The organism is Pseudomonas sp. ABFPK (genome assembly GCF_001586765.1).
Taxonomy (GTDB): Bacteria; Pseudomonadota; Gammaproteobacteria; order Pseudomonadales; family Pseudomonadaceae; genus Aquipseudomonas; species Aquipseudomonas asiatica.
Window position 1 is genome coordinate 26,133 of the sequence record NZ_LQXW01000012.1, and the last position, 17,126, is coordinate 43,258.

General features: G+C 62.2%; 15 protein-coding genes. 4 read left to right on the plus strand and 11 right to left on the minus strand.

The genetic code is table 11. The features are described from left to right. Positions 1-73: 73 nt before the first annotated feature. From WM94_RS09380 to puuE, 5 genes are all read right to left on the minus strand, one after another. Positions 74-1,429 (minus strand): nucleobase:cation symporter-2 family protein, encoded by a 1,356-nt coding sequence (locus WM94_RS09380; protein ID WP_013973535.1) that lies wholly within the window; start codon positions 1,427-1,429, stop codon positions 74-76. Positions 1,430-1,638: 209 nt separating this feature from the next. Then, positions 1,639-2,967, minus strand: coding sequence for a urate hydroxylase PuuD (locus WM94_RS09385; RefSeq protein WP_061551043.1), 1,329 nt, complete (start codon positions 2,965-2,967; stop codon positions 1,639-1,641). 59 nt (positions 2,968-3,026) lie between these two features. Continuing rightward, the gene (locus tag WM94_RS09390) at positions 3,027-3,530 is read right to left on the minus strand and encodes an ureidoglycolate lyase (protein ID WP_003259500.1); all 504 of its coding nucleotides are present in this window, start codon (positions 3,528-3,530) and stop codon (positions 3,027-3,029) included. Between the two features lie 56 nt (positions 3,531-3,586). Next, positions 3,587-4,102, minus strand: coding sequence for a 2-oxo-4-hydroxy-4-carboxy-5-ureidoimidazoline decarboxylase (uraD, locus tag WM94_RS09395; protein WP_013973532.1), 516 nt, complete (start codon positions 4,100-4,102; stop codon positions 3,587-3,589). Further along, positions 4,102-5,028: an allantoinase PuuE gene (puuE, locus tag WM94_RS09400; protein WP_013973531.1), complete on the minus strand. Its 927-nt coding sequence runs from the start codon at positions 5,026-5,028 to the stop codon at positions 4,102-4,104. The genes uraD and puuE overlap by 1 nt, the downstream gene beginning before the upstream one ends. Before the next feature lie 398 nt (positions 5,029-5,426). On the opposite strand from puuE, the gene uraH reads away from it, so the two are divergent. After that, on the plus strand, positions 5,427-5,780 hold the full coding sequence (gene uraH / locus WM94_RS09405) for a hydroxyisourate hydrolase (RefSeq protein ID WP_003259496.1): 354 nt from the start codon (positions 5,427-5,429) through the stop codon (positions 5,778-5,780). Between the two features lie 60 nt (positions 5,781-5,840). Here uraH and WM94_RS09410 read toward each other — a convergent pair whose 3' ends face one another. After that, a complete protein-coding gene (locus tag WM94_RS09410; protein WP_061551044.1) occupies positions 5,841-6,584 on the minus strand; it encodes an RHS repeat-associated core domain-containing protein in 744 nt (247 codons plus the stop codon). A gap of 167 nt (positions 6,585-6,751) precedes the next feature. Beyond that, complete coding sequence (locus WM94_RS09415; protein WP_013973528.1) at positions 6,752-8,101, minus strand: NCS2 family permease; 1,350 nt, start codon at positions 8,099-8,101, stop codon at positions 6,752-6,754. A gap of 282 nt (positions 8,102-8,383) precedes the next feature. Here WM94_RS09415 and WM94_RS09420 point away from each other — a divergent pair, with 282 nt between their 5' ends. Continuing rightward, positions 8,384-9,139 carry a GntR family transcriptional regulator gene (locus WM94_RS09420; RefSeq protein ID WP_003259493.1) on the plus strand — a complete coding sequence of 252 codons (756 nt, stop codon included), beginning with the start codon at positions 8,384-8,386 and terminating at the stop codon, positions 9,137-9,139. Between the two features lie 236 nt (positions 9,140-9,375). Next, positions 9,376-10,074 (plus strand): aquaporin Z, encoded by a 699-nt coding sequence (aqpZ, locus tag WM94_RS09425; RefSeq protein WP_061551045.1) that lies wholly within the window; start codon positions 9,376-9,378, stop codon positions 10,072-10,074. On the opposite strand, the gene guaD is transcribed toward aqpZ, so the two are convergent. The 4 genes from guaD to xdhA form a co-directional block, all read right to left on the minus strand. Then, on the minus strand, positions 10,071-11,375 hold the full coding sequence (gene guaD, locus WM94_RS09430; RefSeq protein WP_061551046.1) for a guanine deaminase: 1,305 nt from the start codon (positions 11,373-11,375) through the stop codon (positions 10,071-10,073). The two genes, aqpZ and guaD, sit on opposite strands and share 4 nt — an antisense overlap. A gap of 10 nt (positions 11,376-11,385) precedes the next feature. Continuing rightward, on the minus strand, positions 11,386-12,231 hold the full coding sequence (gene xdhC, locus WM94_RS09435) for a xanthine dehydrogenase accessory protein XdhC (RefSeq protein ID WP_013973525.1): 846 nt from the start codon (positions 12,229-12,231) through the stop codon (positions 11,386-11,388). Between the two features lie 118 nt (positions 12,232-12,349). Beyond that, entirely contained in the window at positions 12,350-14,749 is a 2,400-nt protein-coding gene (gene xdhB, locus WM94_RS09440) for a xanthine dehydrogenase molybdopterin binding subunit (protein WP_039614439.1), read from the minus strand. Continuing rightward, positions 14,742-16,196, minus strand: a complete 1,455-nt coding sequence (gene xdhA / locus WM94_RS09445) for a xanthine dehydrogenase small subunit (RefSeq protein WP_061551047.1) — start codon at positions 16,194-16,196, stop codon at positions 14,742-14,744. The genes xdhB and xdhA overlap by 8 nt, the downstream gene beginning before the upstream one ends. Positions 16,197-16,464: 268 nt before the next feature. On the opposite strand from xdhA, the gene WM94_RS09450 reads away from it, so the two are divergent. Beyond that, entirely contained in the window at positions 16,465-17,124 is a 660-nt protein-coding gene (locus tag WM94_RS09450) for a GntR family transcriptional regulator (protein ID WP_013973522.1), read from the plus strand. Positions 17,125-17,126: the final 2 nt, after the last annotated feature.

Sequence of the window (17,126 nt, forward strand, 5' to 3'; positions counted from 1 at the left end):
ATTCCGGCGGGCCGACGGTGTTGCGTTTACTGCCTGTGTGAATGCGGGGCGGCCATGCGCCGCCCCGTCTGGCTCAATGCTGGTGACAGGCTTCGTTGTGCACCGCGCGGTCGGCACCACCAAGGATGTTGAACAGCACGTTCAACACCAGGGCACTGACCGTGGCCATGGCGATGCCACTGTGGGTGATGGGCTCCATCCACTGGGGCATCTGGGCGAAGAACTCCGGACGTACCACGGGGATCAACCCGAAGCCGACGCTCACTGCAACCAGCAGCTGGTTGCGACGGTCGCCGATGTCCGCCTCCTGGAGAATCTTGATCCCGGTGGCGGTGACCATGCCGAACATGGCGATGGACGCGCCGCCCAGTACCGCTGGCGGGATCGAGGCAATCAGGAAGGCCGCCTTGGGCAGCAGGCTGAGCAGTATCAGCAGTGCACCGGCCACGATGGTGACATAGCGGCAGCGCACCCCGGTCATCTGCACCAGGCCGATGTTCTGGGCGAACGAGGAGTGGGTGAAGGTGTTGAAGAAGCCGGCGATGAACGACGCACCGGCATCGCACAGCAGGCCGCGACGCAGCATCCCTGGGGTAACTTCACGATCGGTCACCTTGCCCAGGGCCAGGAACATGCCGGTGGACTCGACGAAGATGATCACCACCACCAGGCACATGGACAGGATCGGCGCCAGGCTGAAGGTCGGCATGCCGAAGTGCAGTGGGGTCACCACTTGCAGCCACGGTGCGTCGTTCAGGCCCGACAGGTCGACCATGCCGATGGAGCCGGCCAGGATGTAGCCCAGGCCCATGCCCACCAGCACCGACACGTTGACCCAGAAACCGCGCATGAAGCGGTTGATCAGCAGGATTACCGCCAGCACCAGGCCGGCCACAAGCAGGTAGATCGGCGAGCCGAAGGTATCTGCCTGTTGGCCACCACCGGCCCAGTTGACTGCCACCGGGAACAGCGACAGGCCAATCGAGGTGATCACCGTGCCGGTAACCAGGGGTGGGAAGAAGCGTACGACCTTGGACATGAACGGCGCGATCAGCATGCCGAAGAACCCGGCGGCAATGGTCGCGCCGAAGATCCCCTGCAGGCCCACGCCGGGCATGCCGGCCATGGCCACCATGCTGCCGACGGCAGCGAAACTGGCACCCATCATTACCGGCATGCGGATGCCCACCGGGCCGATACCGAAGGACTGGATGATGGTGGCGACGCCAGCGACCAGCAGGTCGGCGTTGATCAGGAAAGCGACTTCTTCACGGGACAACCCGGCGGCCTGGCCGATGATCAACGGCACGGCGATCGCGCCGCCGTACATCAGCAGAACGTGTTGCAGGCCAACCAGGATCAGTTGGAACAGGGGCAAGGGCTCGCGCGGCGGCGCAACAGGGATGTACGCCTTGCGTGACTCGGACATGCAGCACCTCGAGTTTTGTTTTTATTCTCGGATCCAAGCGCCGGCCTCAGGCGGCAGGCTCGCTATGAAGAGAGCCTGGGGTTCCCGCCTGACGCTGAACGCTCGATGCTTGCTTGTTGCATATGTCTTGAAACAGAGGCCGGGAGTGCCGGCCTCTTCGCGGGTGAACCCGCTCCCACAGGGGGCGGTGTTATCCCGACAAATGTGTTTCAGTTGACCGGGGCGCCTTTGGCGATCCAGTCACCAACGAGCTTGCGCTCTTCGGTGGTCATCTGGGTGATGTTGCCCAGCGGCATGATCTGGCTGGCGACCGCTTGCGCCTGGATGCGCGCGGCCTGGGCCTGGATCTGCTGCGGGGTGTCGAACATCACGCCGGCAGGGGCGGCGCTGAACAGTGGGCTGGTCGGCTTGGACGAGTGGCACACGGTGCAGCGTTCCTGGATGACATTGTGGATCTTGTCGAAGCTCTCGCCGCCAGCCTGGGCGGTGGCCTGGGCAGGGGCTTCGGCCGGCGCGGCAGGCGCTGCGGCAGCCTTGGCGGCGTCCTCGGCGCGTTGCTCGGCAGCGGTCTTGCCACCAACCGCAGTTGCAGGCAGAGGCTGGTATTCGATCTTCGCCGCAGCTTGCTCCGGGCTGACGGCCATCGGTTTCGGACCGGTGACATAGGCCAGGCAGATCATCGCCAGGGCGCCGACCGGCAGGGTCCAGGCGTACTTGTTGCTGTCGTGGCGGGTGTTGAAGTAGTGGCGGATCAGGACCGCGGCTACTGCGATACCGGCCAGGATCAGCCAGTTGTACTGGCTACCGTAGGTGCTCGGGAAGTGGTTGCTGATCATGATGAACAGCACCGGCAGGGTGAAGTAGTTGTTGTGGCGCGAGCGCAGCAGGCCCTTGGCCGGCAGTACCGGGTCTGGGGTCTGGTTGTTCTCGATCGCCGCAACCAGCTGGCGCTGGGCCGGCATGATGATGCGGAACACGTTGCCGACCATGATGGTGCCGATGATCGCGCCGGTGTGCAGGTACGCACCACGGCCGCTGAACACCAGGCTGAAGCCCCAGCATGCCGCGATGATCAGCACGAACAGTACTGCACCGAGCAGCGCTGGCTTCTTGCCCAGAGGCGAGTCGCACAGGAAGTCGTAGATGAACCAGCCTGCGATCAGCGAGCCGATACCGATGGCCACGCCTTCGGCACCGCTCAAGGTGCTGCCAGGGGCCAGCAGGTACAGGGTCGGGTTCCAGTAGAACACCACGCACAGCAGGGCAATACCGGACATCCAGGTGAAGTAGGCCTCCCATTTGAACCAGTGCAGGTTCTCGGGCATTTTCGGGGGGGCGAGCTTGTATTTCTCCAGGTGGTAGATACCACCGCCGTGAATTGCCCAGAGATCACCCGACAACCCATCGCGCGGGTTGCTTCGGTTCAGGTGGTTCTCCAGCCAGACGAAGTAGAACGATGCACCGATCCAGGCGACACCGGTGATCATGTGAACCCAGCGAATGCTCAGGTTCAGCCATTCGTGAAGGTGTGCTTCCACAGTATGTACCTCTTGCCGGTCACCCGCTCGGGCAATGCCCTTGAATGACCGACCTTTTCTTATTGGTGGGGATTGAGGACCAGCATCTGTTCCTCGGTGAAGTAATGCTCGTCGCAGTTGTTGCCGGAACCACTGCGATCAACCACCAGGAAGTCATCCCGCTTTTCGATCGTCAGCACCGGGTGGTGCCAGACGCCGCGATGGTAATTAACGCCCTGCCTGCCATTACTGCGGAAGGCTCGGACCAAACCTGATACAGGTGCATCGCCAACTGGCGCGACCACGATCAGAAAGGGGTTGCCGAGCAGCGGGATGAAAGCCTGGCTGCCCAGCGGATGGCGTTCCAGCATGCGCACGGTCAGCGGCATGTCCAGCGCGTCGGCGCGGAAGATGCTGATGATCGCCTTGTCTTCGGGCTCGGCGGTTTCGACCGTGGCGAGCTTGTGGAAGCGCATGGTCGAGCCGTTGTTGATCATGAAGTGGTCGCTGCCGTCGGTTTCGATCACGTCTCCGAAGGGGGCGAAGGCTTCTTTGGTCAGGGGCTCGATCATCAGGGTGCGCATGCGGATATCTCTTCTATGTTCGTTGTTCTGGATAAGGCTCAAGCGTTGCGGCGGCTTTACAGCTGCAGCAGGCGGAACAGGGCGATCAGGTTGATCTGCGCCAGGGCTTCCTTGAATTCGGCATCGGCATCGTTGTGGATGCGTTTTTCGAAGGAGGCGAGGATCTGGTGCCGGTTGCTGCCTTTTACCGCCATGATGAACGGGAACTGGAACTTGGCCTTGTAGGCGTCGTTCAGTTCGGTGAAACGGGCGAACTCTTCGGCGGTGCACTGGTGAATACCGGCGCCTGCCTGCTCGTTGGTGCTCGATTCGGTCAGCTCGCCCTGGATGGCGGCCTTGCCGGCCAGGTCCGGGTGAGCGTTGATCAGCGCCAACTGGTCGGCGTGGTTGGCGCTGAGCAGGATGTCGCTCATGCGCTGGTGCAGCGCCTCGATCTCGTCCAGTTCGCCCAGTTGACCCAGGTCATAGGCTTTTTCGGCTACCCACGGCGAGTGCTCGTAGATGTCGGCGAAGGCCTTGACGAAGGCGTCGCGGTCCAGGGCGGATGGCTTGAGGGTCTTGAAGGCGGTCATCAGGCGTTCTCTTTCTTGTACGGGTGGGTGGCGTGCCAGTGGCGGGCGATGTCCACGCGACGGGCGAACCAGACCTGGTCATGGCTTTTTGCGTAATCGACGAAGCGCTTCAGTGCGGCCAGGCGCGCCGGGCGGCCGACCAGGCGGCAGTGCAGGCCGATGGACAGCATTTTCGGTGCTTCGGCGCCCTCGGCGTACAGCACATCGAAGGCATCCTTCAGGTACTGGAAGAACTGCTCGCCGCAGTTGAAGCCCTGTACCTGGGTGAAGCGCATGTCGTTGGTGTCGAGGGTGTAGGGGATCACCAGGTGCGGCTTGCCGGTAGGGTTGTTCGGCTCCCAGTAGGGCAGGTCGTCGTCGTAGGTGTCGCTGTCATACAGGAAGCCGCCTTCCTCCATCACCAGGCGACGGGTGTTCGGGCCGGTGCGGCCGGTGTACCAGCCCAGCGGGCGCTCGCCGGTGATTTCGGTGAGGATGCGGATGGCTTCGAGCATGTGCTCGCGCTCCTGGGCCTCGTCCATGTACTGGTAGTCGATCCAGCGGTAACCGTGGCTGCAGATTTCATGACCGGCCTCGGCCATGGCACGGATCACGTCGGGGTGGCGCTGGGCGGCCATGGCCACGGCGAAGATGGTCAACGGCACGCCACTGTCCTTGAACAGCTTCAGCAGGCGCCACACGCCGGCACGGCTGCCGTACTCGTACAGCGATTCCATGCTCATGTTGCGCACGCCCTGCAGTGGCTGGGCGGCGACCATTTCCGAGAGGAACGCTTCGGACTCCTTGTCACCGTGCAGGATGTTGCGTTCGCCACCTTCCTCGTAGTTGAGGACGAAAGACAGCGCGATGCGAGCGTTGCCCGGCCATTGCGGGTGAGGAGGGTTGTTGCCGTAACCGATCAGGTCGCGAGGGTAGTCAGCGCTCACTGCAGTCTTCCTTCTTGTGCGTTTGTGCGGGGGTGGGCGGACCGCGTCGGGATGTCGCACCACCGGATGGGCTGATTGTATACAACTTCTGAAATCTTTTGTAAGCCTGTTTTTCCGCATTTCTTCCCTTTTGTCGCCTCGCAGCAACCTTGAAAACCAGTGCAAGAAACCTGCCTGATTGGTCAGCTAATGATGTTGGTGTCGTTACCAGGCCTGTCTTTGCGATCGGTGGGTCGCTCAGGGGCAAGATTCGCTGCGGGCGACAGATGGGTTGAAAAAATTGTGTACAATCTTGGCTTGGAATGTCTTAATGACGTCATTCCCGCCTGCCGCAGGCGCTATGCTGGTGCGACGGCTGAGTATTTTTTGCCCACAGATTGAACAAGAGGCGACAAGCAATGGGACGTTTGACCACACACGTACTGGATGCCGCGCATGGCTGCCCGGGCAGCTCGATCAAGGTCGAGCTGTACCGTGTCGAAGGCCAGCAGCTTGAGCTGGTGAACACCGCCCTGACCAACAGCGATGGCCGCGTCGATGCGCCGCTGCTGCAGGGTGACGACTACCGTACCGGCGTCTACCAGCTGCAGTTCAGCGCTGGTGACTACTACCGCGCTCGCGGTGTACAGCTGCCGGCCCAGGCGTTTCTGGATGTTGTCGTGCTGCGCTTTGGTATCGACGAGCAGCAGGAGCACTACCACGTGCCGCTGCTGATCTCGCCGTACAGCTATTCGACCTATCGTGGAAGCTAGTTGGTCGCTAGAAGAATCTTCGTAGGTCCTTTGGCCCGCTCTCACACTGGCGGGCTTTTTTTATTGGCGAATGGTGGTTTGTAGATTTGCAGGCGCGGACAGTATCCGGCCTGTTTTGTAGTTCGTATGAACTCCAGCACCCGCCATGATCCCACCTGCAAAGTTGAAGCTGAGCCCCACGGCTGCAGCCCCCGCCTGTTCATTGTTACTGCCTTGCAAGGCCTGTACGGCCACCTGGCCCCACTCGAAACTGGAACCGAAAAATAGCGTCGGCTCACTCAAGCTGTTTTTCTTGTTTGGGCTCAAACTTGCTGAAGCATTCTGTGATCGCAGGATGTACCTATCAGCCTTCCAGTCAGGAATACTGGTATCCCTATTACTACCCATTGCCTTGTTGATGACCGCTGTCGCTCGTCCCCATTGCGAAGACGTGTCGACCTGTTCGTGCAAGCGTCGGCGGGTGGGGGAGAACTGTTCAATAGGAGCATCGCCTGGGATGAATATATTCTTGAGCGTTTTGGCGACGCCTTTAAAAAAACCATTGCTTCCCTTGGGGTCGATAAGGTTTACCGGGTCTCCTAGACAATATGCATAGGCATTCAAACCGCCTTCTAGAAATGGGCTGTAATCATCGGGACTCACGAACCTCATCAGCACGGGGCTGAATGACCTGTGGCCGTTGCCGAGCGGGTAAGATCCGGAAACCGTATCCCGAAACTCTCCATTGAAACCAATCCGCCTTTTGTCTGCTCCGGTGAAGCCGTATGCGGTATAGGCCGATGGGAGGAGGGCGATGTTGAGCATTGGTAATGCCTATGGCGATAACGCTTGTGAGATTCCCCTGATTTGTAACCATTTCTGATATACCTTGCACCTGACAAAAATATCAGTACATCGGTATATGCGGTTGCTGCAAATGTGCCGAAAATGACAAAAGGCGCCTGAGCGCCCTTCGTCGATGCAGTGAAGGGTCAGAGGAACACAAACTTGGCAATGAAAATCGCGCACAGCACCCACAGACTGGCGGAGATTTCCTTGTACTTGCCGGTACCTGCCTTCAATGCCACATAGCTGATGAAGCCCAGAGCAATACCATCAGCGACCGAGAAAGTCAGCGGCATCATGATCACCGTGACGATCGCCGGAATGCTGTCGGTAGCTTCGTCCCAGTGGATATGCGCCATGCTGCCCATCATCAGCATTGCCACGTAGATCAGTGCGCCCGCGGTGGCATAGGCCGGAATCATTCCGGCCAATGGCGCGAAGAACATGGCGGCAATGAACAGCAGGCCGACCACCACCGCCGTCAGGCCGGTACGGCCACCAGCGGCCACGCCGGCAGCACTTTCCACATAACTGGTCACCGGCGGCACACCGACCACGGCACCGAACACACTCGAAGCGCTGTCAGCCTTCAGCGCCTTCGACAAGTTCTCGATACGCCCGTCCGGTGCCACCAGGTTGGCTCGCTGCGCCACGCCCATTAGCGTGCCGGCGGTGTCGAACATGTGCACGAACAGGAACGCCAGCACCACGCTGATCATGCTGACGTTGAATACGCCAGCCACATCCATGGCCATCCAGGTCGGTGCCAGGCTCGGCGGCATCGACATCACCCCGCCGAATTTCACCAGGCCCAGTCCCCAGCCGGCCAGGGTGACACCGATGATGCTGATCAGGATCGCCCCGAACACCCGCTTGTAGCTGAGGATGGCGATCAGCAGGAAGCACACCGCAGCCAGCAGCGGCCCCGGTTCATGCAGCGAGCCCAGCTTGATCAGCGTGGCGGGGCTGTCGACGATGATGCCTGCCGTCTTCAGGCCGATCAGCCCGAGAAACAATCCGACGCCGGCCCCCATGGCATGGCGCAGGCTGACCGGGATGCTGTTGAGCAACCATTCGCGCACTTTCGACAAGGTCAGGAACATGAACAGCACGCCCGAGACGAATACTGCGCCCAGTGCCGTTTCCCAGTTGTAGCCCATGGTGCCGACCACGGTGTAGGTGAAGAAGGCGTTGAGCCCCATGCCCGGCGCCAGGCCCACCGGCCAGTTGGCGTACAGGCCCATCAGCAGGCAGCCCAGCGCGGCGGCGATGCAGGTGGCGACGAAGGCGGCACCGTGGTCGATGCCTGCGTCGGCCATGATGTTGGGGTTGACGAAGATGATGTAGGCCATGGTGATGAAGGTGGTCACGCCGGCGATCATTTCGGTTCTGACGGTGCTGCCGTGTTGCTTGAGTTTGAAAATCCGCTCCAGCCAGCTCGTTTCGAGCGGTGGAGCAAGATCCAGCGTAGGGGCTTCGGATTTGCGGCTTTCCACAGCGAGTACTCCTCAAGTCTTTCTTGTTGTTCTGGAACCATGGGCCTGCGCAATGCACTTGGCGGCTCCGCGAGGGAAGGCAGACGTCTGACCGGTTTGTTGACTTATGGGTCAAGAAGTTGCTCGGTGGATTATGCTTTTGTGTACAAATAAAGCAAATAATGTTTTATCTTTTGTGTGCGCAATACGTCGTACAACGGCTATATAGGTAAAAGGCCACCTGCAGAAACGGCTCAGCCTGTGTACAATGGCGCCATACTTTCCTTCGTGCCTCGAGAGCCCATGAACGAACAGCTGCAACCTCTGAAGAAACCTGCGCGTACCGGCAAGGCTGGCCGCAGTGGTACCCAGGACGACATCGTCTACGCGCATATTTTCGAGGCAATCCTCGAGCAGCGTCTGGCACCGGGTACCAAGTTGAGCGAGGAAGCGCTGGGCGAGATCTTCGGCGTCAGCCGCACCATCATTCGCCGCGCGTTGTCGCGGCTGGCCCATGAAAGCGTGGTGCTGTTGCGGCCGAACCGCGGCGCAGTGGTGGCCAGCCCTACAGTGGAAGAAGCCCGTCAGGTGTTCTTCTCCAGGCGCATGGTCGAACGGGCCATTACCGAACTGGCCGTGCAGCACGCTACCCTGGAGCAGCTCAACGAGCTGCGGCAGATGGTGCGGGAGGAGCGCGACAGCTTCTCGCGTGGTGACCGTGGTGCCGGCATTCGTCTTTCCGGCGAATTCCACCTCAAGCTGGCCGAGGCTGCGGGCAATGCGCCGCTGGTCAGCTTCCAGCGCAGCCTGGTGTCGCAGACTTCGTTGATCATCGCCCAGTACGAAAGCGGCAACCGCTCGCATTGCTCGTATGACGAGCACATGCAGCTGATCGATGCCATCGAGGCGCGCGATGCCGAGCAGGCGGTGAGCCTGATGATGCACCACATGGACCACATCGACAGCAAGCTGAACCTGGACGAGGAGAGTGCCTCGGACGATCTGCATGCGGTGTTCTCGCACTTGCTGAAAAAGCCCAAGGTATCGGTCAAGGGTTGATCGTTTGCCTGGTTGACTGAAGGGGGCTGCTTTGCAGCCCATTCGCAGCACAAGGCTGCTCCTACAGGCATTGCATAACCCCTGTAGGAGCAGCCTTGTGCTGCGAATGGGGCGCGAAGCGGCCCCCAGCCATTTCTGGCCATTAGCCTGGTGTCTGCTAAATTCTTGTGAGCAAACCTTCATCAAGCAGTTGGGCTTGCGCATTCGTTGCGTTCAACTTCTTGAGGAATGGACTCATGAGCATGTCCCTCGGTAAACGCATGGGGGCCGAGCTGATCGGCACCTTCTGGCTGGTGCTTGGCGGCTGCGGCAGTGCGGTACTCGCCGCCAGCTCCCCCATCGGCATCGGTGTACTTGGCGTCGCCTTCGCCTTCGGCCTCACCGTGCTGACCATGGCCTTCGCCATCGGCCATATCTCCGGCTGTCACCTCAACCCCGCCGTGTCGTTCGGGCTGGTGGTGGGCGGGCGCTTTCCGGCCAAAGAGCTGCTGCCCTACGTGATCGCCCAGGTGATCGGCGCCATTCTGGCGGCAGGTGTGATCTACCTCATCGCCAGCGGCAAGTCAGGTTTCGAGCTGTCTGCGGGATTGGCTTCGAACGGCTACGCCGACCACTCGCCTGGCGGTTACACGCTCGGGGCGGGCTTTGTCAGTGAAGTGGTGATGACGGCGATGTTCCTGGTGGTGATCATGGGCGCTACCGACGCCCGGGCGCCGGCGGGTTTTGCGCCGATCGCCATCGGTTTGGCTTTGACCCTGATCCACCTGATCTCGATCCCGGTGACCAATACCTCGGTCAACCCCGCGCGTAGCACGGGGCCGGCCTTGTTCGTCGGTGGCTGGGCCCTGCAACAGCTGTGGCTGTTCTGGGTGGCGCCGCTGATTGGTGCTGCGATCGGCGGCGCACTGTACCGGGGCCTGGCAAAAGAACCTTAGCGCTGGTGCACGCAACGCCCAGCGGCGTAGGTTTCACGCACGGTGCGGTCGTCGCCGAGGGTGGTCAGCACGAACAGAGTTTCCTCGATGCTGTTGGACTGCTGGATGCGGTAGTCCAGCAAAGGCGTGGCCTTGTAGTCCAGCACCACGAAGTCGGCATCGTTACCCGGGCGCAGGCTGCCGATGCGGTCGTCCAGGCGCAGCGCGCGGGCGCCGCCGAGGGTGGCCAGGTACAGTGACTTGTACGGGTGCAGGCGTGCGCCCTGCAGTTGCATCACCTTGTACGCTTCGTTCAGGGTGTTGAGCAGCGAGAAGCTGGTGCCGGCGCCAACGTCGGTGCCCAGGCCCACATTGACCTTGAAGCGCTCGGCCTGGGGCAGGTTGAACAGGCCGCTGCCGAGGAACAGGTTGGAGGTGGGGCAGAATGCCACCGCCGAGCCGGTTTCGGCCAGGCGCTGGCATTCGTCATCGCACAGGTGCACGCCATGGGCGAATACCGAGCGTTCGCCCAGCAGCTCGAAGTGGTCGTAGACGTCGAGGTAACCCTTCTGCTCGGGGAACAGCGACTTGACCCACTCGATTTCCTTGAGGTTCTCCGACAGGTGCGTGTGCATGTACACGCCCGGGTGCTCCTTGAGCAGTTGGCCCGCCAGCGCCAGCTGTTCAGGCGTACTGGTCGGGGCGAAGCGCGGGGTGACTGCATAATGCAGGCGGCCCTTGCCGTGCCAGCGCTCGATCAGCGCCTTGCTTTCGGCATAGCCGGACTCTGCGGTGTCGGTCAGGTAATCCGGGGCGTTGCGGTCCATCATCACCTTGCCGGCGATCAGGCGCAGGTCCAGGCGTTCGGCTTCTTCGAACAGGGCATTGACCGATTCCGGGTGCACGCTGCCGAACACCAGGGCGGTGGTGGTGCCGTTGCGCAGCAGTTCCTTGAGGAAGATTTTCGCCACTTGGTCGGCGTGTTCCTTATCGGCGAACTGCTTTTCGCAGGGGAAGGTGTAGGTATTCAGCCAGTCCAGCAACTGTTCGCCGTAGGAGCCGATCATGCCGGTCTGCGGGAAATGGATATGGGTGTCGATGAAGCCTGGGGTGATCAATGCGTCCTGGTAGTGCTCGACCGGGATATCGGCGTCCAGGGTCGGCAACAGTTCGGCGGCGTGGCCTACGGCGGTGATGCGGCCATTGTCGACCACCAGCAGGCCGTCCTCGAAGTATTCATGGGAAGCCTCCAGGCCCACCTCGGCCGGGTCGGCGATGCTGTGCAGGATGGCGGCACGGTAGGCTTTGCGGGTAACGGTCATAACACACTCGTCAAATGGCTTGGCTGCGCCGGGAGGGCGGCAGCAACTGGGCAATGGGGCCGGCATTGGCGGCAGCATCGTGCTGGCCGAAGCAGGCGTTGTAGGTGGCAATGATTTCACCGGCGATGGACACGGCGATCTCGATGGGCAGCTTGCCCTTGACCTCGGCCAGGCCCATCGGGCAGCGCATGCGCGACATCACGGCCTCGTCATAGCCGCGCTCGCGCAGGCGGTGCTCGAACTTGACCCGTTTGGTCTTCGAGCCGATCAGGCCGAACCAGGTGAAGTCGTTGCGCTTGAGAATGGCGGCGGTCAATTCCAGGTCGAGCTGGTGGTTGTGGGTCATGACGATGCAGTAGCAGCCTGGCGGCAGGTCTGCCACTTCGTCGACCGGCTCCTCGCTGACCACCTTGGTCACCCCGTCGGGGATCAGGGCAGGGAATTCCTGCTCGCGCGAATCGATCCAGCGCACCCGGCAGGGCAGCGCGGCGAGCAAGGGTACCAGAGCCCGGCCGACATGGCCCGCGCCGAACACCGCGATCTGCGCCTGCACCGCGGCCATGGGTTCGAACAGCAGCACAGTGACGCCGCCGCAGCACTGGCCAAGGCTGGCACCGAGGCTGAAGCGCTCCAGATGCGGGGTGGTGCGGTGCTCTTCGAGCATTTGCCGGGCGATGTGCAGGGCCTTGTATTCCAGGTGGCCGCCGCCGATGGTGTCGAACAGGCCGCTGGCGCTGACGACCATTTTCGAGCCGGCATTGCGCGGGGTCGAGCCGCGCTCCTCGATGATGGTAACCAGCACGCAGGCTTCGCCACGGGACTGATGGTCGGCGAGGGCGTTGATCCATTGGTGCATGATGCAACCTCTCTATAGTCGCGTCGCGATCCCTGTGGGAGCGGGTTCACCCGCGAATGCGGCGGTGAAACCACTATCGCATTCGCGGGTAAACCCGCTCCCACAGGGCCCTGCATTGTCAGTGAGACACGGTTTCCAGCTCCGGCTCGGCAGGTTGCGCTGCAGCCACTGCCTTGCGCATCTGCTCGCAACCCCACAACACCCGCTCCGGCGTTGCCGGCGCATCCACCTGTGGCTGCACGCGGTAGTCGGCGATGCTGGCCACGGCGTCCTTGATCGCGCACCAGGCGGCGATGCCGAGCATGAACGGCGGTTCGCCCACGGCCTTGGAGTGGAACACGGTGTCCTCAGGGTTCTTGCGGTTTTCCACCAGCTTTACCCGCAAGTCCAGCGGCATGTCGGCCACTGCCGGGATCTTGTAGCTGGCCGGGCCGTTGGTCATCAGCTTGCCCTTGGCGTTCCACACCAGTTCTTCGGTGGTCAGCCAGCCCATGCCCTGGATGAAGCCGCCTTCCACCTGGCCGATGTCGATGGCCGGGTTCAGCGAATCACCCACATCGTGCAGGATGTCGGCGCGCAGCATCTTGTATTCGCCGGTCAGGGTGTCGACGACCACCTCCACGCAGGCGGCGCCGAAGGCGAAGTAGTAGAACGGCCGGCCACGTGCCTGGCTGCGGTCGTAGTAGATCTTTGGCGTGCGGTAGAAACCGGTGCTGGACAGCGACACTTGGGCAAAATAGGCCTGCTGCACCAGCTGCTCGAAGCTGACGATCTGGTCGCGCACGCGCACATGGCCGTTGCGGAACTCGACGTCTTCCTCGGTCACCTGGTAGTGCCGTGCGGCGAACTCGGTCAGGCGTTTCTTGAGGATCTCCGCAGCGTTCTGCGCTGCCTTGCCGTTCAGGTCGGCACCACTGGAGGCAGCGGTCGGTGAGGTGTTGGGCACCTTGTCAGTATTGGTGGCGGTGATCTGGATACGGCTGAAATCGACCTGGAAGATCTGCGCCACCACCTGTGCCACCTTGGTGTTCAGGCCCTGGCCCATCTCGGTGCCGCCATGGTTCAGGTGGATACTGCCGTCGGTGTAGATATGGATCAGCGCACCGGCCTGGTTGAGGAAGGTGGCGGTGAACGAAATACCGAACTTGACCGGTGTCAGTGCCAGGCCCTTCTTCAGGACCGGGCTGTTGGCGTTGAAGCGGCGGATCGACTCGCGGCGCTCGGCATAGTCACTGCTGGCTTCCAGTTCGGCGGTCATCTCTTCGAGCATGTTGTGCTCGACGGTCTGGTAGTAGTGGGTGACGTTGCGCTCGGTCTTGCCGTAGTAGTTGGCCTTGCGCACCGCCAGCGGGTCGCGGCCCAGGTGGCGAGCGATGTGGTCCATCACCTGCTCGATGGCGACCATCCCTTGCGGGCCGCCAAAGCCGCGATAGGCGGTGTTGGAGGCTGTGTTGGTCTTGCAGCGGTGGCCGTGCACGGTGGCATCGCCCAGGTAGTAGGCATTGTCGGAGTGGAACATGGCGCGGTCGACGATCGAACCGGACAGGTCGGGCGAGTAGCCGCAGTTGCCGGCCAGGTCGAAGTTGATGCCGTGCAGGCGCCCGTCGTCGTCGAAGCCCACGTCGTACTCGACGTAGAACGGGTGGCGTTTGCCGGTCATGGTCATGTCTTCGACCCGTGGCAGGCGCATCTTGGTCGGCTGGCCGGTCAGGCGCGCCACCACGGCGCACAGGCACGCCGGGCTGGCGGCCTGGGTTTCCTTGCCGCCAAAACCGCCACCCATGCGGCGCATGTCCAGCACCACCTTGTTCATTGGCACGTCGAGTACTTCGGCGACCAGTTTCTGCACTTCGGTGGGGTTTTGCGTGGAGCAGTAGACGATCATGCCGCCGTCTTCGGTGGGCATCACCGAGGAAATCTGCGTTTCCAGGTAGAAGTGCTCCTGGCCACCGATGTGCAGGGTGCCCTGGATGCGGTGCGGTGCACTGGCCAGGGCAGCGGCGGAATCGCCACGCTGGTGGGTGTGGCTGTCGAGCACGAAGTGCTTCTTGCGCAGTGCTTCGACCACATCCAGCACCGGCTCCAGGTCTTCATACTCGACGATGGCGGCCATGGCCGCACGGCGCGCGGTATCGAGGTCACGGGCGGCCACGGCGAGCACCGGCTGGCCGAAGAACTCGACCTTGTCGATGGCCAGCAGCGGGTCGCCGGCTACCACCGGGCCGATGTCCTTGAGGCCGGGGATGTCTTCGTGGGTAATGGCGATACGCACGCCCTCGAAGGCATAGCACGGCGTGGTGTCGATGCGCAGGATGCGCGCGTGGGCGCGGTCGGCGGTGCGCGCATAGACGTGCAGCTGGTTGGGGAATTCCAGGCGGTCGTCGATGTACACGGCCTCGCCGGACACGTGCTTGTCGGCGCTGTCGTGCTTGACGCTGCGGCCGACCCCGGTTGTCAGGTCCTGGCTGAACAGTTCGGCCATCTCGGCCTGGCTCTTGGCTACGTGATGGTTAGACATAAGCGGTCACCCGGGTTTCGATGTACGGCGTTTGCTGTTCGATGAAGTACTTGCGCAGCAGGTTCTGGGCGGTCAGCAGGCGGTATTCCTTGCTGGCGCGGAAGTCGCTGAGCGGGGTGAAGTCTTCCGCCAGGGCCTGGCAGGCGCGCTCGATGGCAGCCTGGTTCCACGGCTTGCCGCGCAGCGCCGCTTCGCAGGCACGGGCCCGTTTGGGGATCGCCGCCATGCCGCCGAAGGCGATGCGCACACCGCTGACCACGCCGTCTTCGATGCTCAGGTTGAAGGCGCCGCATACGGCAGAAATGTCATCGTCCAGGCGCTTGGACACTTTATAGGCGCGGAACGCCCAATCGCTGGTGGCGCGCGGCACGATGATCTTCTCGATGAACTCGCTGTCCTGGCGGGCGGTGATGCGGTAGTCGATGAAGTAGTCTTCCAGTGGCATCACCCGCTGGCGATCGCCCTGGCGCAGGACGATCTGCGCATCCAGGGCAATCAGCAGGGGTGGCGAGTCACCGATTGGCGAAGCGTTGCCGATATTGCCGCCCAGGGTGCCCTGGTTGCGGATCTGCAGCGAGGCGAAGCGGTGCAGCAGGGCACCGAAGTCCGGGTATTCCTCGTTCAGCGCACCGTAGCAGTCGGTGAGCGGTGTGGCGGCGCCGATTTCCAGATGGCTGGCGGTTTTTTCGATGCGCTTGAGCTCGGCCACATGGCCGACGTAGATCATCACCGGCAAGGTCTTGTGGAACTGGGTGACTTCCAGTGCCAGGTCGGTACCGCCGGCCAGCAGCCGCGCTTCGGGGTGCGAGCTGTACAGGTCGGCCAGGTCGGCCACGGTCAGTGGTACCAGGCAGCGCTTGTCGCCACTGTTCAGTTCGCCGGTCTGGGTTGGGGCAATGGCCTTGAGGCGGCTGATGGTCTGTGCCTGCTGGGCATCGAACTGGTCGCGGCAGGGCTGGCGGCAGCTCTGCTCGGCGGCGTCGAGGATCGGCCGGTAGCCGGTGCAGCGGCACAGGTTGCCGGCCAGGGCTTCCTGGGCCTGGTGCAGGTCGGGGCCGCTGCTGTTCTTCTGCAGGGCGAACAGCGACATGACGAAGCCGGGTGTACAGAAGCCGCACTGCGAGCCATGGCAATCGGCCATGGCCTGTTGCACGCTGTGCAGCTGGCCATGGTGCTTGAGACCCTCGACGCTGATCAGTTGCTTGCCGTGCAGCGACGAGACGAAGGTCAGGCACGAGTTGAGGCTACGGTAGCGGATGCTGTCGTTGCCTTGGTCGTCCTGGGTCAGTTCGCCGACCACCACGGTGCAGGCACCGCAGTCACCACTGGCGCAGCCCTCCTTGGTGCCAGGTTTGCCCAGGTGCTCGCGCAGGTACTGCAGCACCGTCATGTTCGGGTCCAGGGCATGCTCACTACGCAGCTCCTGGTTTACGAGAAACTGGATCACGGGGATGGCCTCGCAATGGTTTTATTGTTGTTGGGCGGACTCTAAGCAAGAGCTGTCCAGCTGGTCAATATTTTTCTGACTCAAAGGTCAAGAAATTGCTCATGTCCAAGCCCGGCCGCACACATTGCCCATATTCCAAGCATAGATCGCGCCGGGCGTGTGGTTGCCTTGCAGGTCAAATAAACCGCCAGGCCCCTCTGCGCGATCAGCGGCCAAGTACGCTACAATCCGCTCCTTGTGCCCAGTTCAATGATTTTGAAGGAAAACCATGACGTTCAAGGCCCCGGACAGCCTCTCCGAGCAGATTGCCGATTACCTGGCCGAACGCATCATCCGTGGCGAGCTGGCGCCAGGCGAGCGTATCCAGGAGCAGAAGGTCACCCAGGCACTCAACGTCAGCCGCGGCTCGGTGCGCGAGGCGCTGCTGATCCTCGAACGCCGCCACCTGGTGGCGATCCTGCCGCGCCGGGGTGCCCATGTGACCGAGCTCGACGAGCGCAGTGTGCGCAGCCTGTGCGCACTGATGGGCGAGTTCTACATCCTGCTGGGTAACGCGGTTGCGCAAAAATGGCGCACCGATGCCGACCTGCGCCCGTTCCTGGAGATCCAGCAGCGCCTGCAGCGGGCCCATGACCAGCTGGACATCAAGGCCTTCGTCGCCGACAGCTTCGCAGTCATGCGGGCGGCCTACCCGTTCGCCGACAACCCGTTCCTGCAGGAAACCGTGGAAAACCTGCAGCCGGCGATGAGCCGTGCCTACTACCTGTCGCTGGACCAGCGCCAGGCCAGCATGATCGACTATCTGGACCTGTTCGCCCGCCTGCTCGACGCCGTGATCGCCCGTGACCTGCCGCGCATTCGCGAGGTGCTCACCGCCTATGGCCAGCGCAGCTGCGAACTGGTGCTGGCGGCGTTGGCCCGAGGCTGACC